The organism is Moorella glycerini (assembly GCF_009735625.1).
Classification (GTDB): domain Bacteria; phylum Bacillota; class DSM-521; order Neomoorellales; family Neomoorellaceae; genus Neomoorella; species Neomoorella glycerini.
Map to the genome: position 1 here is coordinate 178316 of NZ_CP046244.1, position 25633 is coordinate 203948.

General features: G+C 54.5%; 27 protein-coding genes, 1 riboswitch and 1 other annotated feature. Of the genes, 2 read left to right on the forward strand and 25 right to left on the reverse strand.

The window, feature by feature from the left end:
• Positions 1-6: 6 nt before the first annotated feature.
• The 13 genes from MGLY_RS00880 to MGLY_RS00940 form a co-directional block, all read right to left on the reverse strand.
• Positions 7-2409: a molybdopterin-containing oxidoreductase family protein gene (locus MGLY_RS00880; protein ID WP_156271317.1), complete on the reverse strand. Its 2403-nt coding sequence runs from the start codon at positions 2407-2409 to the stop codon at positions 7-9.
• Positions 2410-2721: 312 nt separating this feature from the next.
• Positions 2722-3120 (reverse strand): hypothetical protein, encoded by a 399-nt coding sequence (locus MGLY_RS00885; protein WP_156271318.1) that lies wholly within the window; start codon positions 3118-3120, stop codon positions 2722-2724.
• 48 nt (positions 3121-3168) lie between these two features.
• On the reverse strand, positions 3169-3990 hold the full coding sequence (locus MGLY_RS00890) for a TrmH family RNA methyltransferase (protein ID WP_156271319.1): 822 nt from the start codon (positions 3988-3990) through the stop codon (positions 3169-3171).
• Position 3991: 1 nt separating this feature from the next.
• The gene (locus MGLY_RS00895; RefSeq protein ID WP_170290863.1) at positions 3992-4639 is read right to left on the reverse strand and encodes a potassium channel family protein; all 648 of its coding nucleotides are present in this window, start codon (positions 4637-4639) and stop codon (positions 3992-3994) included.
• A 13-nt stretch (positions 4640-4652) separates the two neighbouring features.
• Positions 4653-5927, reverse strand: a complete 1275-nt coding sequence (locus MGLY_RS00900; protein ID WP_156271321.1) for a TrkH family potassium uptake protein — start codon at positions 5925-5927, stop codon at positions 4653-4655.
• A gap of 205 nt (positions 5928-6132) precedes the next feature.
• On the reverse strand, positions 6133-6498 hold the full coding sequence (gene rplT / locus MGLY_RS00905) for a 50S ribosomal protein L20 (protein ID WP_156271322.1): 366 nt from the start codon (positions 6496-6498) through the stop codon (positions 6133-6135).
• A gap of 15 nt (positions 6499-6513) precedes the next feature.
• Positions 6514-6714, reverse strand: coding sequence for a 50S ribosomal protein L35 (gene rpmI, locus MGLY_RS00910; RefSeq protein ID WP_156271323.1), 201 nt, complete (start codon positions 6712-6714; stop codon positions 6514-6516).
• Between the two features lie 25 nt (positions 6715-6739).
• Positions 6740-7237 (reverse strand): translation initiation factor IF-3, encoded by a 498-nt coding sequence (gene infC / locus MGLY_RS00915; RefSeq protein ID WP_211661985.1) that lies wholly within the window; start codon positions 7235-7237, stop codon positions 6740-6742.
• A gap of 314 nt (positions 7238-7551) precedes the next feature.
• Positions 7552-8340, reverse strand: a complete 789-nt coding sequence (locus MGLY_RS00920; RefSeq protein WP_156271325.1) for a GGDEF domain-containing protein — start codon at positions 8338-8340, stop codon at positions 7552-7554.
• Position 8341: 1 nt separating this feature from the next.
• Positions 8342-8953: a PP2C family serine/threonine-protein phosphatase gene (locus tag MGLY_RS00925; RefSeq protein ID WP_156271326.1), complete on the reverse strand. Its 612-nt coding sequence runs from the start codon at positions 8951-8953 to the stop codon at positions 8342-8344.
• Positions 8950-9423, reverse strand: a complete 474-nt coding sequence (locus MGLY_RS00930) for an anti-sigma regulatory factor (RefSeq protein WP_246187389.1) — start codon at positions 9421-9423, stop codon at positions 8950-8952. The genes MGLY_RS00925 and MGLY_RS00930 overlap by 4 nt, the downstream gene beginning before the upstream one ends.
• 3 nt (positions 9424-9426) lie before the next feature.
• Entirely contained in the window at positions 9427-9819 is a 393-nt protein-coding gene (locus MGLY_RS00935) for an STAS domain-containing protein (RefSeq protein WP_156271327.1), read from the reverse strand.
• Positions 9800-10567, reverse strand: a complete 768-nt coding sequence (locus tag MGLY_RS00940) for an STAS domain-containing protein (protein ID WP_156271328.1) — start codon at positions 10565-10567, stop codon at positions 9800-9802. The genes MGLY_RS00935 and MGLY_RS00940 overlap by 20 nt, the downstream gene beginning before the upstream one ends.
• 277 nt (positions 10568-10844) lie before the next feature.
• Positions 10845-10934: riboswitch (cyclic di-GMP riboswitch) on the forward strand.
• Positions 10935-11270: 336 nt separating this feature from the next.
• On the opposite strand from MGLY_RS00940, the gene MGLY_RS00945 reads away from it, so the two are divergent.
• Positions 11271-12113 carry an HD domain-containing protein gene (locus MGLY_RS00945; protein ID WP_156271329.1) on the forward strand — a complete coding sequence of 281 codons (843 nt, stop codon included), beginning with the start codon at positions 11271-11273 and terminating at the stop codon, positions 12111-12113.
• Here MGLY_RS00945 and MGLY_RS00950 read toward each other — a convergent pair.
• The 10 genes from MGLY_RS00950 to MGLY_RS00995 form a co-directional block, all read right to left on the reverse strand.
• The gene (locus MGLY_RS00950) at positions 12110-12307 is read right to left on the reverse strand and encodes an AbrB/MazE/SpoVT family DNA-binding domain-containing protein (protein ID WP_156271330.1); all 198 of its coding nucleotides are present in this window, start codon (positions 12305-12307) and stop codon (positions 12110-12112) included. The genes MGLY_RS00945 and MGLY_RS00950 overlap by 4 nt on opposite strands.
• A gap of 30 nt (positions 12308-12337) precedes the next feature.
• A complete protein-coding gene (locus tag MGLY_RS00955; RefSeq protein ID WP_156271331.1) occupies positions 12338-13201 on the reverse strand; it encodes an Hpt domain-containing protein in 864 nt (287 codons plus the stop codon).
• A 2-nt stretch (positions 13202-13203) separates the two neighbouring features.
• Positions 13204-14658 (reverse strand): chemotaxis protein CheA, encoded by a 1455-nt coding sequence (locus MGLY_RS00960; protein WP_156271332.1) that lies wholly within the window; start codon positions 14656-14658, stop codon positions 13204-13206.
• On the reverse strand, positions 14642-15037 hold the full coding sequence (locus MGLY_RS00965) for a response regulator (protein ID WP_156271333.1): 396 nt from the start codon (positions 15035-15037) through the stop codon (positions 14642-14644). Before MGLY_RS00965 ends, MGLY_RS00960 begins: the two co-directional genes overlap by 17 nt.
• Positions 15038-15056: 19 nt before the next feature.
• A complete protein-coding gene (locus tag MGLY_RS00970) occupies positions 15057-15860 on the reverse strand; it encodes a CheR family methyltransferase (protein ID WP_156271334.1) in 804 nt (267 codons plus the stop codon).
• A complete protein-coding gene (locus tag MGLY_RS00975; RefSeq protein WP_156271335.1) occupies positions 15847-16482 on the reverse strand; it encodes a HEAT repeat domain-containing protein in 636 nt (211 codons plus the stop codon). Before MGLY_RS00975 ends, MGLY_RS00970 begins: the two co-directional genes overlap by 14 nt.
• A gap of 7 nt (positions 16483-16489) precedes the next feature.
• Positions 16490-17539 (reverse strand): chemotaxis-specific protein-glutamate methyltransferase CheB, encoded by a 1050-nt coding sequence (gene cheB, locus MGLY_RS00980; RefSeq protein WP_156271336.1) that lies wholly within the window; start codon positions 17537-17539, stop codon positions 16490-16492.
• A 24-nt stretch (positions 17540-17563) separates the two neighbouring features.
• Positions 17564-19060: a chemotaxis protein CheW gene (locus MGLY_RS00985; protein ID WP_156271337.1), complete on the reverse strand. Its 1497-nt coding sequence runs from the start codon at positions 19058-19060 to the stop codon at positions 17564-17566.
• A gap of 30 nt (positions 19061-19090) precedes the next feature.
• Complete coding sequence (locus tag MGLY_RS00990; RefSeq protein WP_156271338.1) at positions 19091-21022, reverse strand: methyl-accepting chemotaxis protein; 1932 nt, start codon at positions 21020-21022, stop codon at positions 19091-19093.
• Between the two features lie 94 nt (positions 21023-21116).
• On the reverse strand, positions 21117-21725 hold the full coding sequence (locus tag MGLY_RS00995; protein WP_170290864.1) for an HD-GYP domain-containing protein: 609 nt from the start codon (positions 21723-21725) through the stop codon (positions 21117-21119).
• A gap of 475 nt (positions 21726-22200) precedes the next feature.
• On the opposite strand from MGLY_RS00995, the gene MGLY_RS01000 reads away from it, so the two are divergent.
• Positions 22201-22578 carry a helix-turn-helix domain-containing protein gene (locus MGLY_RS01000; RefSeq protein ID WP_156271340.1) on the forward strand — a complete coding sequence of 126 codons (378 nt, stop codon included), beginning with the start codon at positions 22201-22203 and terminating at the stop codon, positions 22576-22578.
• Positions 22579-22634: 56 nt separating this feature from the next.
• On the opposite strand, the gene thrS is transcribed toward MGLY_RS01000, so the two are convergent.
• Together thrS and MGLY_RS01010 are read right to left on the reverse strand one after the other, a co-directional pair.
• Positions 22635-24536: a threonine--tRNA ligase gene (gene thrS, locus MGLY_RS01005; RefSeq protein ID WP_156271341.1), complete on the reverse strand. Its 1902-nt coding sequence runs from the start codon at positions 24534-24536 to the stop codon at positions 22635-22637.
• Between the two features lie 127 nt (positions 24537-24663).
• Positions 24664-24881: a binding site (T-box leader), on the reverse strand.
• Positions 24882-24938: 57 nt separating this feature from the next.
• The gene (locus tag MGLY_RS01010; RefSeq protein WP_170290865.1) at positions 24939-25529 is read right to left on the reverse strand and encodes a DUF445 domain-containing protein; all 591 of its coding nucleotides are present in this window, start codon (positions 25527-25529) and stop codon (positions 24939-24941) included.
• Positions 25530-25633 lie beyond the last annotated feature (104 nt).

Sequence of the window (25633 nt, forward strand, 5' to 3'; positions counted from 1 at the left end):
CTAAGGCTAAGCTTTATAAACCTTGCAGAGAAAACCGGCGTACATAGACTGGCCGCTTACATCAATAAATCTGGAGGGGGTTCCGTAAGGCCCAACAGTATTATAGCCAGCTCCTTCAAAGAGGGACCACCTGGGCGGCGTGATGACGTTCTGGATGTTGCCCCAGTGATAAGGGGTTACGACCAGCTCGGGCGGAATGCGTTCACTGAAGATTACCCTGGCTTTGATCTTCCCATAACGTGATTCTACCCACGCCAGGTCACCTTCTTTAAGGCCCAGTTCCCTGGCTTTGGCAGGATTGAGTTCAAGCGTTGGTTCCTTGGCGGTAGGGAAAGCCTCACGAATAAAGGGCGAAGCATAACCCCCATCAGAAATCAAGTTGTATTGCAGAAAACCCCAATGGCGGTGGACCCGACTGTGACCGATTAATGGGTACTCTTTGAAAACATCGGGGGTACTAAACGGACTTTCAAAGGGCTCCTCATGTACAGGCAGGGCCGGTAAACCCCATTTATCCTCCAGTTGCTGGGCCTTGAGTTCGATTTTACCGGAAGGAGTCGGGAATACCAGAGGCTTATTGGGATCACCGTCCTGGCGGAACCATACATAACCCTCCTGGTTATACGGCCTGGCCCCGCGGATGCCTTCGGGATGCTTGATGACGTACTGGTAATTAAGAGCCGGATAGCCGCCCATGGGTAGGTCTTTGGAGGCCAGCAGGGCATTGATGAGATCCTCGTCTTTCCTCCAGGGGAAATATGTTTCCGGCGGCTGGGATATTCTAAGTTTTTGACATAATTTATCGCTTAACTCGGCGTAGATAAGGAACGAGGGTTTAGATTCAAACATGGGCTTAATGGCCGGCGGGGTACACACCAGGTGTGAGTATTCGGCATACAATATAGCCTGTTCCACCCAGGTGGAAGTAGGTAAGAGAATGTCGGCAATATTACCGGTAGTATTGATGAACCTGTCCTCCACCACGATAAAGGGAATTTGCATCATGGCCTCTTTAAGAACGTTAGTCGCCGGGGATTTGGCCAGGATATTGGTGCCAAATACCAGAAGCACCTCGTAACCATAAGGCTTGCGGTAATACAGGCGTTCAATGGCCCGCGCAGCGCTGCCGGCAGCGTATTTGACACCTTTGGTGCGGGGGACAAGTGTAGGCGCACCTTTAGTTAAGGAAGCAAAGGGGAAATCGATGAAACCCGAATTTGATGGTGTGGTCAGGGAGGCTTCCACGCTGTAACCGGCCCCCCTTACTCCTACCTGTCCAGTAAGACCAATAAGACAAGTTATCCCCCGGGGACCCAGCCAGCCGGAATTATCGGCAGTATAATTAACCCCTCGGCCTACCTCCAGCACCGCGGGTTTAATAGTGGCATACATTCGCGCCAGTTCCCGAATTTTATCAGCCGGTGCCCAGGTAATCTTTTCTACCTCTTCTGGTGGATATTTCTGGGCCAGTTCTTTATATTCTTCAAAGCCTACCGTATACTTTTCCACAAACTCGCGGTCATACAGACCTTCATTAATAATAACGTTAGCCAAACCCAAAGCCAGGGCAGCATCCGTACCCGGGCGGATGGGAATATACATATCCGCCTTTTCTGCCGTTTCGGTAAAGCGGGGATCAATTACTACAATTTTGGCGCCAAATTCCTGTTTAGCCCGGTACATCCCGTCCCGCCATTCGGTAGGCATAGCTATAGCAGGATTATGCCCCCAGATGACAATCAATTTTGAGTAATGAAAGTCCTCCTCTTTCAAATGGTTATAATCACCCAGGGTAGCCCAGGCGCCAAAACGCAAGTTATTCCAGCAGGGATGCGGCCCCTCGAAGGAATCAAAACCATATATGGCGGCGAGCCTGGCCCGGACTGCCCCGGTGGTGCTGGTCATGTTATGCCCCTGGCATACAGCTACGGTGTGGGGGCCGGGTCCTTTAATGGCTGCCACAATCTTGTCGCTTATAATATCAAGGGCTTCTTCCCAGGATATACGCTCCCATTTGCCTGATCCCCGTTCACCTACTCGCTTCATAGGATATTTCAAGCGGTCAGGCGAATAGATTATTTGCAGGCCCGAGGCCCCGCGAGGACAGAGGCCTCCTTTGTTCCATCCTTCCTTAGCCCCTCCATACCAGACAATTTGCTGGTCTTTAACATACACATCTGCAATATGATGGACACCACACACATCCCCGCAACCGCAGCGGCACTTGACAATCCTGTCCGCCCCATAAGGGAGGGTTCCCGTGGCAACCTGCTCTTTAGTTTCCGTTACCCCGGCCAACGCGCTGGTGGGAATAGTTAGCTTTTCCAACCCCGAGGTTACGCCCAAGGTAGCACCCAGAGTGGTGCTCCATTTGAGAAACGTCCTTCTAGATAAGCGGTAATTTCCCATCTGCTCTCCCTCCTCCGGGTAATACTGATAACTATAGAAATTTTTCCATAAAGTTTTATTGCCTGCTTTTTACCTCCTTTCGTGATTTTAATCACGTTCTCTAACATAATTATCATAATGTCTTATGATTATAGTAGCACCTTGTTACTTTGCTGTCAATATCCATACCATAAAAAGACATATAGTTAAAGTGGAAGTTTGCACTATTATTATATCGAATGATAACGGGAATTCGGATAGCATAGCTATAAAATAAAAAAGGGACGAACTATCGTCCCCGTTAAAAGCCCAGATATTGTTTTAGTAAAAATTTTACTTATACAGCAAAGACGCTATCGTCCCGATAAACCCGAGGGCAATGGTAATGACGGCGCTGATGGCCCAGAATCTGAGGTTACCAAGCTTATCATCCAATTTATCAATACGATTGTTTAATTTATCGTCGATAGCATCGATGCGCTGGCTCAGCTTTTGCTCTACTGCTTCAATGCGCTGGTTCAGCTTCTGTTCCACAGCGTCGATGCGCCGGGTCAGTCTCTGCTCCACCGCATTAATGCGTTCTTCAGACTTTTGGTCCCCATCCCGGATTTCTTTCGTCAATTTTTCGTCGAGCCGGTCTATACGCTGTAAAAGAAAGAAAAACTCCGGTGAAGCCAGGGTACGTGGCGGCTCATTAGCTGCTGCTATTTCCCGCAAGCTCTCTTCCGGCATGGCGCTCACCTGCCTTCATCTCCATTCTAACCCAAAGTTTTCCTTAGATCAACGGCAAAAATTCTGCCGCTGGCGCAGGGCTTCGTAGAGGAGGAGGGCCGCCGCTACCGCGGCGTTCAAGGACTCCACCGCTCCCACCAGGGGGATGCCCACGCGGGCGGTAGCTGCCGCACGCAGTTCCGGCCCCGGCCCCTGGTTCTCGCTGCCCACAGCCAGGGCCAGGGGGCCGCGCAGATCCGCCTGCCAGAAAACTAACGGGGCGCCGACGTCGGCCACCACCAGCTTTAACCCGGCCGCCCTGAGCTCCCGGGCCAGAACGGCCGGCTCCACGCCGCTAACCACCGGCAGCTTAAAAGTAGCGCCCATGGCCGCCCGGACTACCTTGGGGTTAAAGGGGTCAACGCTGCCACGGGTTAATATCAGTCCCGTGGCCCCGGCTCCCAGGGCCGTGCGCCAGATGGTACCCAGGTTGCCCGGGTCCTGGATGGCGGCGGCAATTATAAGCAAGGGAGGGGGGGAAGGCGGTGCCGCCGCCAGGAGGGCGGCCAGGGGTTGCTCCCGGATAGGGGCGACGGCCACAATCCCCGGCGGCGTGACGGTGGTGCTGATAGCCGTCATCAAATCTTCCGCCACCGCCAGGCAGCGGTAGCCCGCCCCCTGCAGGCCGGCTACCAGGCGCTCCCCCCGGGGGGTGACAAAAATCCGGGGGCTGTATAAAACTGCTTCCAGGGGTATCCCGGCCTGCCGGGCTTCCTCCAGCAGGTGGATGCCCTCGATAAGATAAAGGCCCTTTTTCTCCCGCCAGGAACGCTCCTTTAAGGAGCGGGCCAGCTTCACATAGCGGTTGGCTGCCGAAGTGATTAATTCCACCTTAGCTTTCCTGCAACCTTTCCAGGGCCTTGTTCCGGCCTACCAGTACCATGATGTCACCTTCTTCCACCACATCGTCGGCACCAGGTGCGGCCAGGATTTTATCGTTGCGTTTGATGGCCATAACGCTGACACCGTGCTGCGCACGTAAATTCAGCTGCCCCAGGGTCTTACCCGCCACCCTGGTCGGGGCCACAATCTCCACGATGCTGTACTCCGGCGAGAGGTCGATGTGCTCCAGCACGTTGCCGGAAGCAAGGGTGTGGGCCACCCTGACCCCCATATCCCGCTCCGGGAAAACGACTTTGTCGGCACCGATTTTCGCCAGGACTTTCCCGTGCAGGTCGTTCAGGGCTTTGGCTACCACGCACTTGATGCCCATTTCCTTGACGATTAAAGTGACCAGGATGTTGGCCTCGACATTTTCCCCGATGGCGACAATGGCCACGTCTACATTGCGAATGCCCGCCGCCTTCAGTGCTTCCTCATCGCGGGCATCGGCCTGGATAGCTGTAGTGACCTCGTTCATGAGGGCTTCCACCTTGGCCTCATCACTATCAATGGCGATTACCTGGTGGCCCAGGCGGGCCAGGGTGCGGGCGACGCTGGAGCCGAAACGGCCCAGGCCAATAACGGCAAACTGTTTCACAGCCCTGCCTCCTTTAGCCAATAATGACACCTTCTTCGGGATAATGTTTTATGCCCTGGCGGCCCAGGCGCTGGGCGATGGCAAAAGCCAGGGTAAGGGGCCCTACGCGGCCGGAATACATAGTAGCGGTGATCAGCAGCTTGCCAGCTACCGTTAGCTGGGGCGTCAGGCCCGCCGACAGGCCTACCGTGCCAAAGGCGGAAACTACCTCGAAAAGTATTATTTCCATTTCCTCCTGTTCGGTGACCAGCATAATACCGGTCACGGTGACTACCAGCAGCAGGGATACCGACGCCACGGCCAGGGCCTTGAGGACCGTGCCCCGGGGCAGGCGCCGGCCAAAGATTTCAATATCGCACTTGCCCTGGATGATCGACCACACCGCCACGGCAATGGTCGTGAAAGTAGAAGTTTTGATGCCGCCGCCGGTGGACCCGGGTGAAGCGCCGATAAACATGAGAATAATGATCAAGAGCAGGGTCACCGGTCGCAGGTCGCCGATATTCAAGGTATTAAACCCGGCCGTACGGGGCGTGACGGCCTGGAAATAAGAGGCCAGGACCTTTTCTCCCAGGGGTAACGGTGCCAGGCTCTTGCTGTTGGTATACTCCAGGGCCAGAAACATTAGCGTACCGATGATAATCAGCCACATGGTGGTGCGGATGACAATTTTGCTGTGCAGGGAGAGCCGCTGCCAGGAACGTTTGGTGTAAACATCGGCGACAACGCTGAAGCCCAGGCCGCCCAGTATAATAAGGGCGGTAATGACCAGGTTGACCAGCAGGTCGCCCCGGTAATCCATCAGGTTGGCGGAAAACAGGGAGAACCCGGCGTTGCAAAAAGCGGATACGGCATGGAAGACGCCGAAATAAAAGGCCTGCCCCGGGGGCATGTCCCTGCTGAAGCGCAGGCCCAGGAGAAGCGCCCCCAGGCCTTCGGTAAGAAAAGTAAAGAACAGGACGTACCTGCTCAGGCGCACGACCCCTTCTACCGTCAACTGGTTCAGGGCTTCCTGCATGACCAGCCTTTCCTTGAGGGTGATGCGTTTCCCTAGCAGCAGGGCCACCAGGGTGGAGAGGGTCATAAATCCCAGGCCACCTGTTTGAATTAAGGCCATAATCACAATTTCACCAAACAAAGAGTAGGTAGTTGGTGTGTCCACAGTGATAAGGCCGGTAACGCAGGTAGCTGACGTGGCCGTAAACAGGGCATCCACTATCTTTACCGGTTGTCCTGTCTCGCTGGCAACGGGCAATGCCAGGAGCAAGGTGCCGGTAGCAATGACCATGGCAAAACCCAGGGCCAGGATCTGCGGCGGCCGCAGGCGAAAGGGCCATTCCCGAACGATACTCGTACTCTTTCACCTTCCAGAATTAGTTATGGAGAAATGCATCTTCCCCTATTATTAGGGTCGGCCCGGCCCCTGTCAAGCAGGATATAAGTGAAAAAGGCCGGCCAGTTTTGCCAACTGGCTGGCCTACCACCCTGTTTCTTCAGGCGCCGAGGCCTAGCTTTTCTTTCGCCATATTTACCAGGCGGCTGAAACCTGCCACGTCGTTCACCGCCATGTCGGCCAGCATCTTGCGGTTAACTTCCACACCGGCCTTTTTCAAGCCGTTAATCAAGCGGCTGTAAGTAAGGCCCTGCATCCTGGCTGCGGCATTAATGCGAGCAATCCAGAGCTTCCTGAAGTCGCCTTTGCGCTGCCGCCGGTGGGCGTAAGCATAGGCCAGGGATTTCAACACCTGTTCGTTGGCCGGGCGGAATAATTTGGACTTGGCGCCAAAGTAGCCCTTGGCCAGCTTCAAGACCTTTTTATGGCGCTGGTGCTTGGTCACACCACGTTTCACACGGGCCATTTTCCCTACCTCCCTCTAAGCCTGATAAGGCAAAAGCCGGGCAATACGCCTGCGATCGGTTTTATCAATTAAGGCAGGCTGGCGCAAACGCCTCTTGCGCTTGGGGGCTTTTCCCGCCAGCAGGTGGCTTTTATAAGCCCTGGCTCGTTTTACTTTTCCCGAGGCTGTGACGCGGAACCTCTTGGCCGCGCCGCGGTGGGTTTTCATTTTGGGCATAGTATCACCTCAAATAATTTTTCCCTTAAGCTTTGGGGGCCAGAATCATCACCATATTGCGCCCCTCAACTTTGGGCGGTTTTTCAATGGAGGCAAGGTCTGCCACCTGGTCGGCCAGGCGCTGGCACAGTTTCAAGCCGAGGTCGGTATGGGCAATCTCCCGGCCGCGGAACATAATGGTCACCTTGACCTTATCGCCATCCCCCAGAAAGCGGATGGCATTGCGCGCTTTGACCTGGAAGTCATGCTCTTCTATGTTGGGCCGCAGCTTCACCTCTTTAATGTTTATTATGCGCTGCTTTTTCCTGGCCTCGCGCTCCCGCTTGCTCTGCTCATATTTATATTTGCCGAAATCCATAATGCGGCAAACCGGCGGGCGCGCAGTTGGGGCCACTTCTACCAGGTCCAGGCCCTGTTCCTGCGCAATGCGCAGGGCATCGCGAGTCGGCATAATCCCCAGTTGCTGCCCATCAACGCCAACCAGGCGCACTTCCCGGGTCCGGATTTCTCCATTGACCCTCAAATCCTTGCTGATAATGCTTCACCTCCAAATATATTTACCGCCCAGTCAAAGACCTCCTTAAAAAATAAAGCGGGTGGAATCCACCCGCCAAAAACAGAGCTTTTCCTGGGCAAACCTTACTGGCCCCGGGCCGTAAGGTGAGAAGCGGATGGCTTCTACTTCCTGGGAAAGTATAACACAGAGGTGTGCCGGCGTCAATAAGCCCATAGAGATTCTGTCACCGGGATGTAATAATACCCTCCGTCTAGCTTCCTTTAAAAATGTACTCCAGGTGACACAGGAGCCCTGTTATAAAGATCAGGTTCCCGGTGCGTTCAGGTCAAGGCAACCACCTTGTTCTTGCCCTGGCGTTTTGCCAGGTACATAGCCCTGTCAGCCTTTGCTATTAAATCGTTTAAATCGGCAGGCCCGCTCTCTGGATACTCTACCGCACCGATACTAATAGTTACAACCACTTCATCCTGGCCTGGTACCATTTGCTGGCTGGCGATCTGGGTTCTTATGCGCTCCAGGGCTATCAGAGCTTTTTCCAGGTTTGTACCGGGAAGTATGACTAAAAACTCCTCCCCGCCGTACCGTATTACTTTATCTGCCGCGCGGAGCGCTTTCTTAATGATAAAAGCTGCGGCGCGTAAAACCTCATCCCCTGCGTGATGGCCGAACTGGTCATTTACTGCCTTAAAATCATCCAGGTCCAGCATGGCGACGACCAGCGGTATTCCTTTTTCCTGCGCTTCTTTGAGCAAGTGGTTGAGGATGGGATACATGGCGATCCTGTTGTATAATCCTGTCAGGGGGTCATGTTCAATGCGGTCTTTTAGCTGGAGAAGAAAAGTGTCGATAACTACCAGGATTTGCGCCAGGAATTCAGTAGCCCGGTCAATATATATCCACTGGACGGCATCGCTATCCCGCCTGATGCCCATCACTTCCCTCAGGGCACGGGTGTGGATATCGAGGATGTTGGCTGCCTGCACATAATAATCATCCAGGTTGGCGGTCAAATCCTGGTAGGCCTCCAGCAGAACACCCTCTGCTCCACCCTCACACACGTATCGTTCTAAATAGTTCCTGTAGGTATCGTAAAACGCTTCTGCAAGCAAGTTACGGCCACCTCCTGCCCACAAGAACGCTGGCATCGTCTTCCGCAATGCTGAACTCCTCAAGTATTGAGCATGTTAAACCAAAACCGTCATCTCGCCATAATTGCCGGGGCGAGTGACCCGGCAGGAAACTGCGCTTGATCCCATCTGAACAGACCAGCAGCATAGATTTATCATTTAATTGTATGCTCCGCATGGCAGGAAGGATTTTACGGCCCCCGACAATCCCGGCTTGCCCCGGGAGGATCTCGATCCTCGCCGGGTTAATTACCCAGCCACGTATATTGCCCACCAGGATGTAATCAAGAAAACACTCCCCCAGCATGCCCAGAAAAAGCGCGCAGCCTCGCGAGCGAAAGGCAGTTTGCTCTATGCGCCCGAATATCTCTAAGAGATTTTCTCCACCCGCTTCCAATTCCCGGCGGATTCCCTCTAAAGAACGGTGGGCCTCTTCCCCGTGTCCCAACACATCAACACAGGCCGCGAGAAGACCGCTCCTGCCCCCTTCGGCATAACAAAAATCCCCTCCGGCGATATATCCCCGGCGGGGCCGCCAGCAGGCCCAGATTTGCCAGCCGTTTCCTCCTGCCGTGCACCGGGATAACAGGGTCAAAATTTACGCCTCCTCTTGCCGGCAATGACTACCGTCCCCTTGCCCACTTCTGAATATATGGCAAAAGAATCCATGAGGCGTTTTACCCCCGAAAGGCCTATACCCAGGCTGCGTTCATATGTAGTGTAGCCTTTAGTCATGACCAGCTCAATTTCTGCAATACCCGGTCCACGGTCGGAGGCTATTACTTCTAAATACGGTCCCTCCCTTTCATTCAGCAGTTTTTTGATCATAATCCGGCCCTGCCCGGCATAGCGGTAGATATTGCGCGCCAGTTCGGAAACGGCCGTGGCTATCTTTGTAATATCGGCCAGGGAAAACCCGGCCTCCTGGGCCAGCTGTTTGGCCATTTGCCGGGCTACGGCAATATCTTCCTCCCTGGCGATACGGATAAACACGTCATACTCTTCCGCCGGGCTGTTAAAGACCCTGTCGATATCAACATTTTCATGCTCATTTTTGTAAAGCACTGCTTACCCAACTCCTGACTGGCTGCCCGCTACAAGCAGGGCGTGCTCCAGGTCCCGGGCAACGATAATATCCTGTAACATTACCCCCATCTGGGCCAGGGTTAAAGCCACTGGAGGTTGAATACCGCATAGTACCGTGCGGCATCCCATTAAACGCGCCATGGCCGCCGTCTCGGAAATTGTGTATGAAATGTAGCTATCTATCACATCAACCATGCGTACATCTATAATAACTGCCTGGGCCCTGGTGTTTTCTAATTCTTCCAATATTTGTTGCTGAAGCAGGCCCACCGTCCTGTCGTCCAGGTCAATCTGGATCGGTACCAGTAAAAACTCCCCCAGGGAGATGACCGGTACGACTCTGGAACTCCTGGCGTTAGATATCAATTTCTTCATCGCCTTCACTCTCTTTGTTACCAGTTATTACCCGGGCCAGCTGCCTGCGCCTTTTCTTTTCATCCGCTATGATGGCAATCCCTTTCCTGAGGGCGTCTTCCAGATCGCGGGCAATAGTCACCATGCGAAAGTCTACCCCCAGTTTCACCAGGGTATGGGCTACTTCCGGTTTGATGCCTGTTAAGATAACCTCGGCCCCCAAAAATCTGATGGCATTGAACATTTCTATTAAAAAGCCGCCCACGACCGTATCAATCATGGGAACTCCCGTCACATCGACCAGCACCACTTTAGTTCTGGTAACACTCACTCGATCCAATAGCCTCTCGGCAATACTTTGCGCCCACTGGCTGTCCAGGTTGCCGATCAAGGCCACCAGCAACATATCTGTCCAGATGCGGATTATAGGGGTGGCCAGTTCGGGCAGCATCTGGCGAAGATTGTTGATAGTCTGTTCGTTTTCTTTACGGATCTCCCCGCACACCTGGACAGCAGTAGAGAGCAGTTCGGCAACAGGCAGCGCGGGATTTCGGTCGGCTACAGCTCTCAGCTTTTCTGTAAAGGACTGCTCACCGATCTCCGCAAATAGTAATCCCAGGGTCTCCTTGAGCTGTTCCAGCTGCTTTTTATCTCTATTAACCGCGAGGGCTGTCGACAAAAAATTATGCCACAGCCTTTGCGTCCTGCTCCCGGCCGCCAGCTCCTGTACCAATTCTTCCAGCTTATCCCTGGTTACGTTTAACTCCATAAATATTTCCTCCCCAACTACTTAATAACAATGTCCCTACACAGAGGTTCTAACTTAAACTTAAATTTATTCAATGCCCATTACCATTTTCCTGCCGGCGCTGATAAATCCATTATATTTGGTACCGTCAATAAATTTGCACAGGCCTATCCCGGCTTGCCATTATAAAGCCAGGGTATCCCGCTTTAGACTTGTTTAGACTTGTCTAGACCTCACTTGACAAAGGGATCTGGTAAAGCTAATATGAAAGTGCAACAATTAAAAAACAAGTTTTCTCTACCGCCAAGGGCAAACCCGCTCGAAAGACGGGGACGCAAAGCCACGGGCCTGGGTCTCATCTTTGAGATATGGCAGCCGGGCTGCCGGTAGGAAGCCGCTGGGTAGTACCAGGCGCAGTCAAAAGGAAGGCGGTAGCCTGGTTTTTTATTTAAGTACGGAGAAGGCCGGCGGCAGCCGGGTACGGGTTCCCTGGCAGCCCGGGGGAGGGAGTTAAAAAGGACCAGAGCGGGAGCCGAGTTGCCGAAAGGAGTTTTCTGTTGAAGGGCTCCTGGCCAGGGCCCTGGAAAGCCACGCCAGGGAACAGGAAATGCGCCTGGTGCTTGAGGAGTTGATTAATGTAGTAATTGCGGAGGCACCGGTGGGGCTGGCCTTTTTAAACCCCAAAGGCGAGATCTAGCATCTCAATTCCCTGGCGGCCCGGCTAATGAAAGACGCATCTTTAAACTGCGGCGAGTTAATGAGCATGGCCAATAATAGTGAAACGAAAACTGTCAGGGCCAACAACCGCAGTTATAAATTGTGGGTGGTCAAATCCGGCAAGGAAAAGGCGCCCGGGTACCTGGCGATTTTTGTCGATGTAACAACAGAGCAGCAGCTCGTGGAAAAGGTCAAATATGCCCAGCAGGAGGCCGAGCTGGCGCTGGCCACGCTGCTGCCTGACCAGCGGGTGGAGGTCAGGTTGCGGGCCATTGTGGAATACATGGATGAATATGACGCCTTAAGCGGGAAGATAAAAGTCACCGGCGTGATCCGGGAAGGCGTGTACCGGCATGTAATAAATATCCTGCGCCTGATAGCCGAACTCTCCAAGCAGGGCCTCACCGAGCTGCCGGGGGTAGATAAAGATATCCTGGTGCAGGCAGCGATATTCCACGACTTGGCCAAGGTGCAGCCCTACCTGCAACCGGGGGATGTGGTGGACCCGCGGGAAGCTTTTGAGCCCGGCTACCTGCACGCCTTTCGCAGCGCTTCCCTGGCCAGGGGGATCTACAACATAGATGAGAGGACCGTCAATCTTATAAAATATCACCACCACGAAGAAAATGACCTGCCGGAAGATTATCCCCTCTACCTGTTGCCCATGTACCGCCTCTTCCGGCTGCTGGACGGTTTATCGGCAGGTATCACCAGGAGGGGATCCAGGGTAAAATTAACGACAAATGGAACACTCATTAACGTGAGGGAAGAAAGCTCCTTCCCCCTTTATAACCGGCATTTAGAGCTGGACCTATACTCCGGCAGGACGAGCATCAGACCGCTACTTTAAATTTTTATAAAACAATCCTTACCCTTCCCTTGCCGGAGCTGTCCCGGAAAAATTTCCTTTTTTATTTGCACCTCATCGCCTACCAGGGTAATTGCTAAATAATCACCCGGCCGCCAGTCCAGTAATTTCCTTATTCTTGCCGGCAATCTAACCCGGCCTTTGTCGTCCAGGCAAACAGTTGGCAGGGATGACATTAAAACTTTACCTCCTCAATCTCTTCCCGGCTAAACATGCCACAGAGCCAGCTTGCGGAGGACCCGGCGCGCAACCGGGTCCCGGGCCCAGAGGAACCACCCGGCGGTTAAAGCTGCAGCCATGGCTTCAAGCGCTTCCAGATCAAGGTGCAATTTGTCCCCTGTAAACTCAAGGGCTACCTTTTTCCCCCGGGAAGCCAGTTCCCGGGCCCTGGCTATCTTCGCCGGCCAGCCAGTACCGTCTATTTCTATCACGTGCCGGACATCGACCGTTACTATATCCGGGTAACCTTCAATACATTCGTACAATTCACGTTCCCCTGCCTCGCTATCTATAACCGCCACCATGGTATCCGGTACTATTCTTTCACTTATGAGTTCTTCCGGACTGGGAATAGCATACTTGAGCTCTCCCATCTCCTCCAATCTCTTGAGGATGACAAAACTCCTGGCTCCCCGCATCTCGGAGGTGCGGTCAAGCACTACATCGACCAGGAACCTGCCGGTGCTCCTGCCTGCCTCACCTTGTACCAGCTCCAGCTCTGCGGCCAGCTGCTCATTATGGCAAAGTGGAGTGGCGTCCCCGCCTTCAGCGACTGCGAATATGAGGGAGCGCAGGACGTCGCTCGACTGCAGCAGCAGCCGGCAGGTATTCTCGCTTATTACCGCTTTGCCCTGCCTGATCTTATCCAGCAGGTTCTCCATTTTGTGGGCAAAGTCGGCGATATCTTTTAATCCCATGCAGGCTGCTGAACCTTTGAGAGTATGGACGATCCGGAAAATGGCATCCAGGGTTATGCTTTTCCCTGCATCGAGTTCCAGGAGAAGCTGCTCCAGCTGATCGAGCTGTTCCCGGGCCTCTTCTAAAAATACCTGCCTTAAGTCCGCGGCCATCTTTACACCATTCCTCCCAGCACGCCGCCATTCAAAATCAGGGCGATTTCACCGCTGCCCAGCACCGCCGCACCGCTGAACAGGCTAATTCCTGCCAGTTGGGACGGTAAATTCTTGAGCACCACATCCTGCTCGCCGATGATTCTCCCCACTTCTATCGTCAACCCTCCCAGGAGCACCACCAGCACCATTTCGTCTGCCTCCCTGTTTCCTGCCTCCCCGCTCCCAAGCAACCGGCCGAGACGCAGGAGGGGATACAGCTTATCCCTAAGGGCCACGACTTCTTTATTTTTCAAGTGATGGATTTGATCTATCTTGACCCTGACTATCTCTTTAATTTCTCCCACAGGTATACCATAAAGGCCACCGCACTCCAGCAGCAATATTTTAGTAACACTCATTGTAACCGGTATTTCCAGCCTGGTTTCCGTCCCCTGGCCGGGCTGGCTCCAGATGCTTACCTTGCCTCCCAAACCCCGGACTGTCTCCCGCACCACATCCATTCCTACCCCGCGCCCGGATATTTCACCGGCGACTTCCCTGGTGCTGAAACCCGGGTGAAAGACCAGTTCCAGGGCTTCCTGGTAACTCATCTTCCCCGCCTGCTCTTCGCTGATCAGGCCCAGCCGCAGGGCCTTAGACTTCAACGCCCCCTCGTCAATGCCCCTGCCGTCATCCTTTACAGTAATAACCACGCGCTCCCCCCTTTTCCAGGCGGCAAGCTCTATTTCTCCTTCTTCCTCCTTACCCGCGGCCAGGCGTTCCGGGGGGAGCTCCAGGCCATGGTCCAGGGCATTGCGCACCAGGTGCAGGAGGGGTTCATATATGGCCGCGGCTACATTGCGGTCGATGGTCACCTTATCTCCCCGGGTCTTTAAACGCGCTTTCTTTCCCAGGTCATGCCCCAGTTCCCGGATCACCCGCCGGAAGCGTTCAAAAACCAGCCCTACCGGCATCAGGCGCATTTCCATTACCGTATCTTGAAGGCCCCAGCTGGTGCGGGTAAGGGACGCCTGGTAGTCTTTTAATTCCCGGATAACCTCTACGGGTATACCCAGATTTTCCAGCCTCCGGATCAGGTAAACCAAGCCGTTGCTGTTAATGATCAATTCTCCCGCCAGGGACAGGAGCCTGTTTATTTTCTCCTGCTCTACCCTGACGGTCTTAGCCCCGGACCAGCTTCTGGCAATATCGATCCCGGTTCCCGTTTCTTCCGGGCCGCCGCCCGCGCCCCTTTGAAAATCATCCAGGAACCGCCGCACCTCTTCCCGGGGGGCTTCATCCGCCAGGATAATCTCCATTTCAACAATTTGCCCCCCTTTACTTTTCAGCCCTATTCTTTCCAGCCAGCCCTTTTGTTCCAGGTTATATAACAGGGGCCAGGCATCCCGGCCGCACAGCTCATTGGGGCCGAGCTTTAATGCATTTTCCCGCCCGGAATTAAGAAGTTCCCTCATGATAAGTGCCACCCTTTAAACCGGCAAGGTGCAGGCAAGTTTTTTTAAGTTCCTCAGGGTCTACGGGCTTAACGAGGTAAAGATCCGCCCCGGCTTTATAGGCCGCCAGCCGGTCGTGAGGGCCGGCTTCGGTAGAGATCATAATAATACCCATAGATTGACCTCGCTCCGTCTTCCGGATCTCCTTGACCAGTTCGTACCCGTGCATGGATGGCATATTTACGTCGACCAGCAGCACATCATAATCTGCAGCGCAGATCTTCTCCAGGCCCTCATAACCGTTAGCGGCAACGTCTACTGCAAAGCCGCAGCCCTGCAGCACTGCCGCGTGGTACGCCCGCACGGCACTGGAATCGTCCACAATCAAGACCTTGACCAACGCCGACGCCTCCAGGGTCTTACTTTTGATAAATTATCGCGTTGTTAAACCTGACTGGTTTGAACAAGGTGGTGATGCGGCTCATGGATTCGGAATGGCCGAGAAAAATATACCCGCCCGGTTCCAGGGTCTGGTAAAAATGGAGGGCCACCCGCCGCCGGGAAATGTCATCAAAATAGATCAAGACATTGCGGCAAAATATGGCATGGTAATTGCGCATGACCTGCATGGCCGCGTCATCAACCAGGTTAACCTGATAAAATTTAATGCGGGACTTTAAAATGGACTTCACAGCATAGTTATCCCCCAGGCGGGTGAAATACCGGTCTAAATAAGCAAGGGGTACCTGCCTGATGGCATAATAGTTATATACGCCCCTTTCCGCCCTGCCCAGGACTTCCGTATTTATATCGGTGGCGTGGATTTCCCAGGCCATGCCGGCAGCCATCTCCTGCATGATGATGGCCAGGGTATAGGCTTCTTCCCCGGAAGAGCAGCCGGCACACCAGATCTTCACGCCCCGCCGCCTCCCGCCGTTGCCGGCCCAGAGAGATATCACCTCTTCCGCCAGGCATTTTAACTGGTCGTACTCGCGGAAGAAATAGGTTTCATTTACGGTAAGGGCGTTTAAAAGTTCCTGCCGCATCTTACCCGCGGCATCAAAGCGCAGGGCTGCCAGGTAAGCCGTAAAGTCCCGCATGCCGTGTTTTTCCATCTGCTGTTGGATGCGTTTTTCTACGTAATACTTCTTTTCGTCTTCAAAATAAATGCCCGTCTCCCGGTAGATGTATTCCCTTATCTTCTCGAACTCAGACCGGTTCATTCAGGTATTCTTCACCCTCTACCTGCTGGCTCTCCATGCTGGCCTGTAACTGTTGCAAAGTTTTTGTAGCTATAAATTCCATGTAGGGGTGCCGGAAACGCTGCCTGCAGCTCTCAACCAGGGGCCTGTCTCCCGGCCTCCCCAGTTCGCCGATATATTCCAGCGCCGCGCAGGCGACGTTAATATCCTCCTCCCGCTGCACGACCTGCCTGAGCAAGTCCAGGCTGCCGCTATACCTGCTCCTGCCCAGCACATGGACCGCCAGGACGCGCACGTCCCGGTCGCCGTCCTGCAGCAGCTGCTCCAGAACCCCGGCGGCCCTATCCTCAACCTTGCACGTTAAAATTTCCAGGGCCAGGCTCCTGGAGGTGGGATCATCGCTTTTAAGCAGGGGCGCGACTTCTTGCACTACCTCTCCGGCGTCGCATAAAAGCAGGGAACCCATAATCGCCTCGCGGACTACTGCCTCTTGTTCCCGCTGCAGGGCCTTAACTAGTATCGCCGCCGTTCCCCCGGCTCCCCAGCTACCCAGCCGGCAGGCGGCGTTGAGGCGTTCTGCCCTGTCCGGTGACGATTCTAAGGCTTCTACCAGGGAGAAATACTCTTTCGCGGTTACTCTCAAGGCTTATTCATCCCCCCACCTTCTGCTTGATAATGTCCGCAATTTTGTAGCTGGGCGCAACCACACTGGCTCCCCCGCGCTCTATGGCCGCCCGGGGCATTCCCCATACCACCGCCGTTTCTTCACTTTCCGCAATGGTAAACCCTCCCCGCCGCCGCAATTCCAGCATAGCGTCGGCGCCGTCGTCCCCCATACCGGTCAGGAGCACTCCTATGATACGGTCGGGAACAAAGCACTCCATGGCTGCCTGCAGGGTTACATTGACCGACGGCTTAAAAGCCGTATTTTCCGGGCTGGAGGACAGGTGACAGCATAGCTTCTCGTTCATGTTCAAGAAGAGCAGGTGATAGCCGCCCCTGGCGATAACCGCCATGCCCGGCTCAACGGGCAGGCCTTCACCGGCTTCTTCCACCCTGAAGGGGCAATGCTGGTTAAAGCGGCTAGCCAGGCTGGCAGTAAAGCGCGCCGGCATATGCTGGACCACCACCACGCCCGCCTGTAAGCCGGCCGGTAACTGCGGCAGGATATCTTCCAGGGTCCTGGGACCGCCTGTAGATACGCCGATCACTACCAGCCAGTCCATTTTATTGACACTATGAAAGCCATGCGGCTTTTTCCTGGCCGGCGCCGTCCATCTCCTGGCACCTCGCCGCACCCTGGCTCGCGCTGCGGCCCGCACTTTGCTGACGATCTCACCGGCAAGCCTGTTTATGCCCAGGGAAACGGTCCCGTCAGGCTTGGCGACAAAGTCAACAGCACCTAATTCCAGGGCCTCAAAGGTAGCCAGGGCGTCCTCCTGGGTGAGAGAAGAGATCATCACTACCCGCGCCTGCGTCCCGGTCACTATGTAATGGAGGGCGGTCAAGCCATCCATGCCTGGCATATTAATGTCTAAAGTTACCACATCCGGCTGGAGCAGCAGTGCCTTTTCGACGCCTTCCAGCCCGTCCCGCGCTACATCTAGCACCTCTATGTCCCCGGCCGTTTCAAGGATCTGCCGCAACACCCGGCGCATAAAAGCCGAATCATCGACAATCAGGACTTTTATCCGCTTCAATTTGCATTTTTCACCCCGCCTGCGCTACGCCTGCCACCCATCATCCCCCATTAGCACCCTGGCCGCATCCAGGATAATAACGTTCCTTCCCTTTTCTAATTTAGCAATGCCGCTGACGCAGGGGCGTTCCCCGCCCGGCTGGGATATGCCCGGAGGTGCTGCCTCGATCTTGCTGGCCAGTATTTTTAAAACCTCTCTCACACCGTCAACCATTAATCCTACAACTGAACCATTGCCCTCGCAGATCAGGATGCGGTCCTGCTCGTCGGGGGGTCTTTCCGGGTAGGCAAAGCGCCTTCTTAAGTCGATTACCGGTACTATGCTGCCGCGCAGGTTGAAGATACCCCTTACAAAGGAACGGGTACCAGGAACGGCAGTAATGTGGCCGGCGCGGATTATTTCCCGCACGCTCTTTATTGGCAGGGCAAATTCCTCTTTGCCCAGCTCAAAGGTGACCAGTTGATACTCCTCTTCATGGTAGCGCCTGCGGCCAACTGCCGCTGCGTCCCCTCCGGACTCTACTCCGGTTAAAAAAGAAACATCTCCCAGCAATTTTTCGGAATCTAATACAAACACCATCCGCTTTTCGCCCAGACGGCATACTGCCGCTATCTCCCCGGCACCCTGGCGTAAGATAGCAGGCACCGGCTCCATGGACCGCTCGTTCACCCGCAGCACTTCCGCCAGGCTGTCCACTACGATGCCGGCGGTAACTTTTTTCCCCTGGCCGGCATAAGCCACTATCACCCGCCCTCCGGGCGCCTGGCTATCTCCCAATCCGAAGACTCTTCTCATGCTGATGAGGGGTAAAACCTGGTCACGCAGGGAAATCAGTCCCAGGACGTAGGGGGGAGCTTCGTGAAGGGCATTCCATTCCTCCGGCAGGTGGACGATTTCCTTCACATCAGCTATATTCAAAGCATACTCTTCGCCGCCGACCCGGAAAATCAACAGTTGTTGCTCGCTTTCCTGAACCTTATTGGCCCTGCCTGCCTCTCTTTCCTCCCCGGCTTCATAATGCCCGTTGCCGTTGCCCGCAGCCAAGGTAGCCAGGGCCGGCCCGGCCATTTCCGCTATCATGCCGGCCATATCCACCAGCAGGACCAGCCTACCCTCACCTATCCGGGCTGCCCTGCTCACATAACTCCCGCCTGCCGTTCCTTCCCGGAACTCTTCGATGGCCTCTGCCGGGATATCCATTACTCCTTCAATGCGGTCGACGATAAAGCCGGCCTGGCGGCCGCCGGCAGTCACCACAATGACCCGGCTGTTTTCGTCAGCCGAGGTGCTCTCGAGCCCCATCTTCATGCGGGTATCGTATACGGTAAGGATGGTCCCGCGGAGGTTGGCAAGCCCCCGGATATAGGGAGGGGTCATGGGCACCCTGACTACCGCAGGAACCCTGATAATTTCCTGCAGGTGATCGATGACTATGCCATAACTTTCCGGGCCCAATTTAAAAACAACATATTGCCCGGTTTTACTACCAACTGCTACATCTCCGTCTTCCCGAACTCGCACCTGTCACCCTCCTCCGGGCCTGTAGATATCTCAACCCTGCTGCAATTCGTCCGCCATGGCCGCTATTTCTTCTATGGCCTGGGCCAGTTCTTTCATGCCTTCCGCCTGCTGGCGGCTGGCCGTGGCCGCTTCCTGGGCGGCGCTGCTGGCTTCCTGGGCAGCGGTAGCAATCTGCTCGATACCCCGGGCTGCTTCTTCAACTTTTAGGAGACTTTGATCGGCCTGGGATTTTACTTCTTCCATACCCTTCAATACTGCCCCCATATCATTATCTATCAAATCCAGGTTAAGTGCCGTTTTTTGCGCCTCCTCCGCCTCTTTACGGATGACGTCGCCGATGTTGGTGATATCATGCAAAACGTTCATTACCTGTTCCTGGATGCCTTTTACCATCTCTTTGATTTGCTCGGCGTTACGGGCGCTTTCCTGGGCAAGATTGCGTATGTCCGAAGCGACAACGGCGAAACCTTTGCCGTATTCCCCGGCCCGTGCCGCCTCAATGGCGCCGCTCACGGCCAGCATATTGGTCTGGATGCTCACGCTGGCTATAGTGTCCACTATCTTGTCGATCTGGCGCGCGCTCCGCTCGAGCTGGTTAACTTTATGAACGTTTTCCAGGTTTGTGGTGGCCGCCTGGGAAATGCCGGTGATTAGTTCCTTTACCCTTTCTTTGTTGGCGGCCAGGAGTTCACTCAATTCCTGTACCTGTTGCCTGGAATTCCCGGCTTCACCGGCCGTTAACTGCATGGCTTTTTCTATCTGCTTGATGGCGCTGGCGGATTCCTCCGAAGCAGCAGCCTGGGTCTCGGTGCTGCCGGCAATCTGGTTTAAAGCCGCTTCAATTTCTCCGGCCGACCTGCTGGCTTCCTCGATGGCGGCCGATAGCTCTTCAGCAGCAGCCGCCAGCCCTTCGGCCGATTTGACAATATCCGTTGAGCTTCTCAGCTCGTCCGCCAGATCGGCCAGGTTGGCAGTGCTGCTCCTGATTTCCGTTAAAGCCCGGGCCTGCTGCTCTATACCCTGCAGCGCCTGCTCTGCGGCGCTGGCCTGTTCTTCCGCTGTAGCTGCTATCTGCTCGCTGCCCTTTTGAAATTCGCTTATGGCTTTGTCCGCTTCGTTAACCATGCGGTCAATGTTCACGGCGCCTTCTATTATGCGATTTACGGCTGCCTCTATTTTTTTCAATTCTATAGTTATCTCTTTTCCTTTCTCTGTTTCGCCCCTGGCAACTTCGGCCGCCCTGTTAATGGCCCCGGCTACTATCCTCACATCCTCCTGGATGCTGTTTACAATTTGCCGGATGTCGCTGGCCGCTTTTTCAGAAGTCTCGGCCAGGGTCCTGACTTCGTCCGCCACTACGGCAAAACCTCGCCCGTGCTCTCCCGCCCGCGCGGCTTCAATAGCGGCATTGAGGGCCAGCAAATTTGTCTGCTCGGCAATCCTGACCACCGTACGGACAATCTCGCCAATCCTGGCCGCTTCTTCTTCCAGGCGAGCTACCAGACGGGCCGATTCCTCACTGCGCGCCGCCGCGTCATTGACCCCGCGCACCAGCCCTTCAATGTCCGTTGAAGTGGTGTTGATAAGCGAGCCAATTGCTTTGCAACGTTCCAAGGAGGTCCCGACCTGCTTCACCGCCTGTCGGGCACCATCGCCGATTACCTGAATAGCCGCCAGGGACTGCTGGGTAGCACTGCTGGCTTCCTGGGCGCCGCGCGCGATCTGCTCCATGGCCGCCCGCAATTCCTCCACCGCGCTGGAAGCCTCTTCCACGCCGGATGACAGCTGCTCACTGGCGCTGGCTATCCTTTCAGCCATTTGTTGCTGCTTGGCATGGGTCCTAGCCTGCCGGCGCCGCGCCTCCAGTTCCTTCCTCTCCGTCAATCTTGTTATGTTGCTCTTGGGCGCTTCATAAACCCCCTTCTTTTCCCCGGGCAGGGGTTCCAGTGTTTTTTGTTCCATAAAAAGATACCTCCTCTTTAAGATTAAACCATACTTATTGTTTTTTTTGTATTATTTATTAATATCTGCTTCACCCACACGTTTTAAAAACCGGCTATCTAGTTTCTTTCCCTATCTTTTGCGTCAAATAGGCCGCTATATCGGCATCCAGCCTGCCGTGATACGCCTCCTGGAGAATAATGTCCAGGGCCTGCCGGGGTGTAAGGGCGCCGCGGTAGGGCCTCGGACTCACCAGGGCGGAAAAAACATCTGCCACGGCCAGAATCCTGCCTGCCAGGGTAATGGCGCTGCCCCTGGCGCCAGCGGGATATCCCGAACCATCCAGGCGCTCATGATGCTCTATGCAGGCTTGAACGACCCGCCCTTCATAATGATAATGTTTTAAAATTTCTGCGGTGTAGCGAACATGGAGCTGCATGGCCTGCCTTTCCCGGGGGCCGAAAAACCGGTTTGAATGCAGGAGTTCGGGTGCTATGTGGAGCTTGCCTATATCATGCAATACGCCTGCTTCATACAGCCAGCTCCTATCCGCAATAATTCCCATCGCTGTCGCTATTTCCGCCGCCACCTCACCTACTTGGAGGCTGTGAACTGCTGATACTTCGTCCAGGGCGTATAATTGCGACAGCAGGTACCTGGTTGTCGGCGACAGCTCAGTACCAAATGATGTAGAGGGTTGCGCGCCAGGATATGCCTTTGTCATCCCCACTTTATCCCCATATCTAGACATCTGTAATTATGGATACCGTGATAGCCATCACGCCCATGTATTTTTAAAAGTCCTATCCTGGTAAAAAAAAACTCTTTATAATTAGAGAAAAGGGCCTCCCTTGCCTTTTTCTCTAATAATAAAGAGTAAACCACGAAGACAAGGATATCTTAAAAACACAACTATTTGGACCCCTAACTGACCTTAATCTTTACGATGTTATTTTTTAGTAATAATTACTATTTTTAACTTATGATAACCAACTTTTGCTTGTTTTATATTTCTATTGTATTTTGGCCCGGATAAAATTCAATGCGGAAATTGTTCTTTTTAAACCGGCTACGCTAAATTTTGTCTTTCATCGACGAGAAGACGCTCTTTCTCTTACATTATGTATTGTTTTTTTCTTTTTTTAGACACACTGTCGTATTAATAAAGAAAACTTACTACGTATCACGGAGGATTAAAAATGAAATCAAAACTGGGAGCCAGGCTCCGCTATTACCGAACGAAACGCTATCTGACATTAAGGCAGGTTGAAGACCTGACCGGCCTCCATTCCACTACTATTTCAAGTTATGAACGCGGGACACGCGAACCTTCTCAAGAAACGCTGCGCATTCTGGCTAAGGCCTATAATATCCATGTGGCTTATCTCCTACTGGATGAAGCCGAGATAAACCGTCTCCTGGAGGAAAAAGAGGACAATTTAGCGGTAGTTATCAACCAGCGCCCTGAAATCGCCGAGCTAGTAAATGAGCTAACAGAGCTCCAGCCCCCGGCCATAAAGGCCCTGGTGAATTTCATAAAACACGTGAAGCAGTCCTGGCAACCCCGGGATACCTAAAATAAAAGCCCGCCCGGCATTTTGCTGCCAGGCGGGTTCATTTTTTAACAAAGGTTTTACTCCCGCCGTCTAATCTCTCCGGTTACCCTGTCGATAAAGGCCCGGAGGGGGACGCTACCCGTATCCCCGGCGCGGCGTTCCCTGACGGCTACGGTACCCTCGGTTGCTTCCTTATCACCTACCACCAGCATGTAAGGGATTTGTTCCAATTGGGCGGTGCGGATCTTATAGCCGATTTTATCATTGCGGTCGTTGACTTCGGCCCGGATGCCGGCCCGCACCAGTTCTTCCCTGACCTTGAAGGCATAGTCGTTGTGGCGGTCGGTAATGGGCAGTACTCGCACCTGCACCGGGGCCAGCCAGACGGGGAAGGCGCCGCCGTAATGCTCGATTAAGATGCCGATGAAACGTTCAATGCTGCCAAAGACGACCCGGTGAATCATGACCGGCCGGTGCCTCTGGCCATCCTCCCCGATGTAGTGCAGGTCAAATTTCTCGGGCATAAGGAAATCCAGCTGAATGGTGCCGCACTGCCAGGTCCGGCCCAGGGAATCCTCCAGGTGGAAATCGATCTTGGGACCGTAGAAGGCGCCGTCACCTTCATTAACCACATAGGGCATCCCCTTGGCCTCCAGGGCCTGGCGCAGGGCGCCTGTGGCCGTTTCCCAGATCTCATCGGAACCCATGGCGTTATCCGGCCGGGTGGAGAGCTCGACGTGGTATTTAAAGCCAAAGAGGCGGTAAAAGCGGTCTACCAGGTCGATAACCCCCTGGATTTCGGCCGTGATCTGGGAGGGCAGCATAAAGATATGAGCGTCGTCCTGGGTAAAGGCCCGCACCCGCATCAGGCCGTGGAGGACGCCGGATTTCTCGTGGCGGTGCACCAGGCCCAGTTCGGCCAGGCGTAAAGGCAGGTCGCGGTAGCTGTGTTGCTCTGTTTTATAGACCAGGATGGCCCCGGGGCAGTTCATGGGTTTGATGGCGTAGTCGGCCTCATCAATCCTGGTAAAGTACATGTTTTCCCGGTAGTGGTCCCAGTGGCCCGACTGCTCCCACAGGGAGCGGCTCAATATCACCGGCGTGCGGATCTCCAGGTAACCGGCCTTGCGGTGCTCTTCCCGCCAGAACTGCTCCAGCTCGTTGCGGATAATCATACCCTTAGGATGGAAAAAGGGGAAACCCGGCCCTTCTTCATGAAGGCTGAAAAGGCCCAGCTGCGCCCCCAGCCGCCGGTGATCCCGTTTTTTCGCCTCTTCCAGCCGGTGGAGGTAGTCTTCCAGGTCTTTAGCCTTAGGGAAGGCGGTACCGTAAATCCGCTGCAGCATAGGGTTGGCCTCGCTGCCGCGCCAGTAGGCCCCGGCCAGGCTGGTGAGCTTTATTGCCTTGAGGTAGCCGGTGCTGGGCAGGTGGGGCCCGGCGCAGAGGTCCAGGAAGTCGCCCTGGCGGTAGGTGCTGATGGGTACCCCTTCCGGCAGGTCGTTGATGAGCTCGATCTTATAGGGTTCATTGAGCTGGCGGAAAATTTCCAGGGCCTCGTCCCGGCTTATTTCCTGCCGTTCCAGGGGCAGGTCGGCTTTAATGATTCTTTGCATTTCCGCCTCAATGGCGTTTAAGTCCTCGGGGGTAAATTTATGCTCGCTGTCGAAGTCGTAGTAAAACCCGTCGGTTATAGCCGGGCCGATACCCAGCCTGGTCCCGGGGAACAGGTGCTTGACGGCCTGGGCCAGGACGTGGGCCGCCGTATGGCGATAGGCCAGGCGCCCGCCCTCATCGGCAAAGGTCAAGAGCTCCAGCCGGCACTGCTCCGGCAAAGGACGGGTAAGGTCCCATACTTCGCCATCAACCCGCGCCGCCAGGGCCTCCCGGGCGAGTTTCGCTGAAATGTCCCTGGCCACCTCCAGGGCCGTAGTACCGGCTGCATATTCCCTCACGCTGCCGTCCGGTAAAGTTACCTGCATAATAGCCATCCTCCTCTGAATCATGCATAAATCCTTTGCTACTTATCAAAACCCTTACCTGGCCGGACTCTACCGGCAGGCCAGGAAATCCCCTTACCCCCGCAAAAAATAAAAACCCTCGTCCCTCAAAAGGGACGAGAGTTCTTCCCGTGGTTCCACCCTTCTTCAGGGGATATGCTCCCCCCTCCAAAGCTGATAACGGTAGCCAGCCGGCCGGGCTTACTCGTTATTCAGCCCGGCAGCTCCGGAGTGGTCCGGCTCCCTGCCATCGCCCGGGACGCTTCCAGCCGCGGCATCCCTCTCTGGTGAGCAGTTCAGGGGCCTCTTCTCCTTCTTCGCCGTTAGGTACATTATAGCTATATAAATTAATACGTGTCAAGATTTGGGTAATATACCCCAGCATTACCTCCATCCTGCCAGGGCAGCCTGGACCAGGCCAATAAGGAACCCCAGCAACCCGCCCAGCCATTCTATGTAGCGCAGTTCCCGGCCGGCTACTTCGACGACTACCTCCTCGACCTGGTTTAAATTTAATTTATTAAACTTTGCCGCTAGAATTTCACCTATAGAAAAGGCCTCCGGATTGCGGCCCAGTTCCTCTATCAATTCCTGCAGGGCCGGCGGCATCTCCCGGTGCAGGGTTTCTTCTACCGCCCTGCCAGCTGCTTCTTTTAAACCCTGGGGGATAAAGGAAGGCAGGCGCTCTACCAGGCGCCGCCGGGCCACTTCCGCCACTATGGCCGTAAGCCTGCCGGCAACGGCGGGAGTATTAAGGTGGGCCAGCACTTCATTGAGGGGCAGTAAATTTTTGTCAACGACGCCGGCGATATTGGCCGCTATCTCAGCCTGTCTTTTGGGAATAAGCCCCTGCAGGGTCCAGCAAAATATTTTTAACGGGCGGCGGGGGCGAAAGAGCATCCTGATGGCCACAACGTTGGTCAACCAGCCAATAAAAGCGCCGATGAGAGGGATCAAGATCCACCTGGCAAGCAAATTTATTTCACCCCACCGAGTGCAATAATAACAAAAGCCCGGCCAAAAGACAACTGGCCCGGCCAGGGTAAAAACTGCAATTAATGGGTTTAAGGGACCGGTAC

Bases quoted from the DNA above. Each gene is read 5' to 3' on its own strand.
- rplT (WP_156271322.1), bottom strand. From the start codon at position 6,498: ATGGCCCGTGTGAAACGTGGTGTGACCAAGCACCAGCGCCATAAAAAG.
- MGLY_RS00970 (WP_156271334.1), bottom strand. From the start codon at position 15,860: ATGAACCGGTCTGAGTTCGAGAAGATAAGGGAATACATCTACCGGGAG.
- MGLY_RS00945 (WP_156271329.1), top strand. From the start codon at position 11,271: ATGAAAGACGCATCTTTAAACTGCGGCGAGTTAATGAGCATGGCCAAT.
- MGLY_RS00900 (WP_156271321.1), bottom strand. From the start codon at position 5,927: ATGGTCATTGCTACCGGCACCTTGCTCCTGGCATTGCCCGTTGCCAGC.
- rpmI (WP_156271323.1), bottom strand. From the start codon at position 6,714: ATGCCCAAAATGAAAACCCACCGCGGCGCGGCCAAGAGGTTCCGCGTC.
- MGLY_RS00885 (WP_156271318.1), bottom strand. From the start codon at position 3,120: ATGCCGGAAGAGAGCTTGCGGGAAATAGCAGCAGCTAATGAGCCGCCA.
- MGLY_RS00960 (WP_156271332.1), bottom strand. From the start codon at position 14,658: ATGAGGGAACTTCTTAATTCCGGGCGGGAAAATGCATTAAAGCTCGGC.
- MGLY_RS00950 (WP_156271330.1), bottom strand. From the start codon at position 12,307: ATGTCATCCCTGCCAACTGTTTGCCTGGACGACAAAGGCCGGGTTAGA.
- MGLY_RS00940 (WP_156271328.1), bottom strand. From the start codon at position 10,567: ATGGAGTTAAACGTAACCAGGGATAAGCTGGAAGAATTGGTACAGGAG.
- MGLY_RS00935 (WP_156271327.1), bottom strand. From the start codon at position 9,819: ATGAAGAAATTGATATCTAACGCCAGGAGTTCCAGAGTCGTACCGGTC.
- thrS (WP_156271341.1), bottom strand. From the start codon at position 24,536: ATGCAGGTAACTTTACCGGACGGCAGCGTGAGGGAATATGCAGCCGGT.
- MGLY_RS00955 (WP_156271331.1), bottom strand. From the start codon at position 13,201: ATGGCCGCGGACTTAAGGCAGGTATTTTTAGAAGAGGCCCGGGAACAG.
- MGLY_RS00990 (WP_156271338.1), bottom strand. From the start codon at position 21,022: ATGGAACAAAAAACACTGGAACCCCTGCCCGGGGAAAAGAAGGGGGTT.
- MGLY_RS00995 (WP_170290864.1), bottom strand. From the start codon at position 21,725: ATGACAAAGGCATATCCTGGCGCGCAACCCTCTACATCATTTGGTACT.
- MGLY_RS01000 (WP_156271340.1), top strand. From the start codon at position 22,201: ATGAAATCAAAACTGGGAGCCAGGCTCCGCTATTACCGAACGAAACGC.
- MGLY_RS00880 (WP_156271317.1), bottom strand. From the start codon at position 2,409: ATGGGAAATTACCGCTTATCTAGAAGGACGTTTCTCAAATGGAGCACC.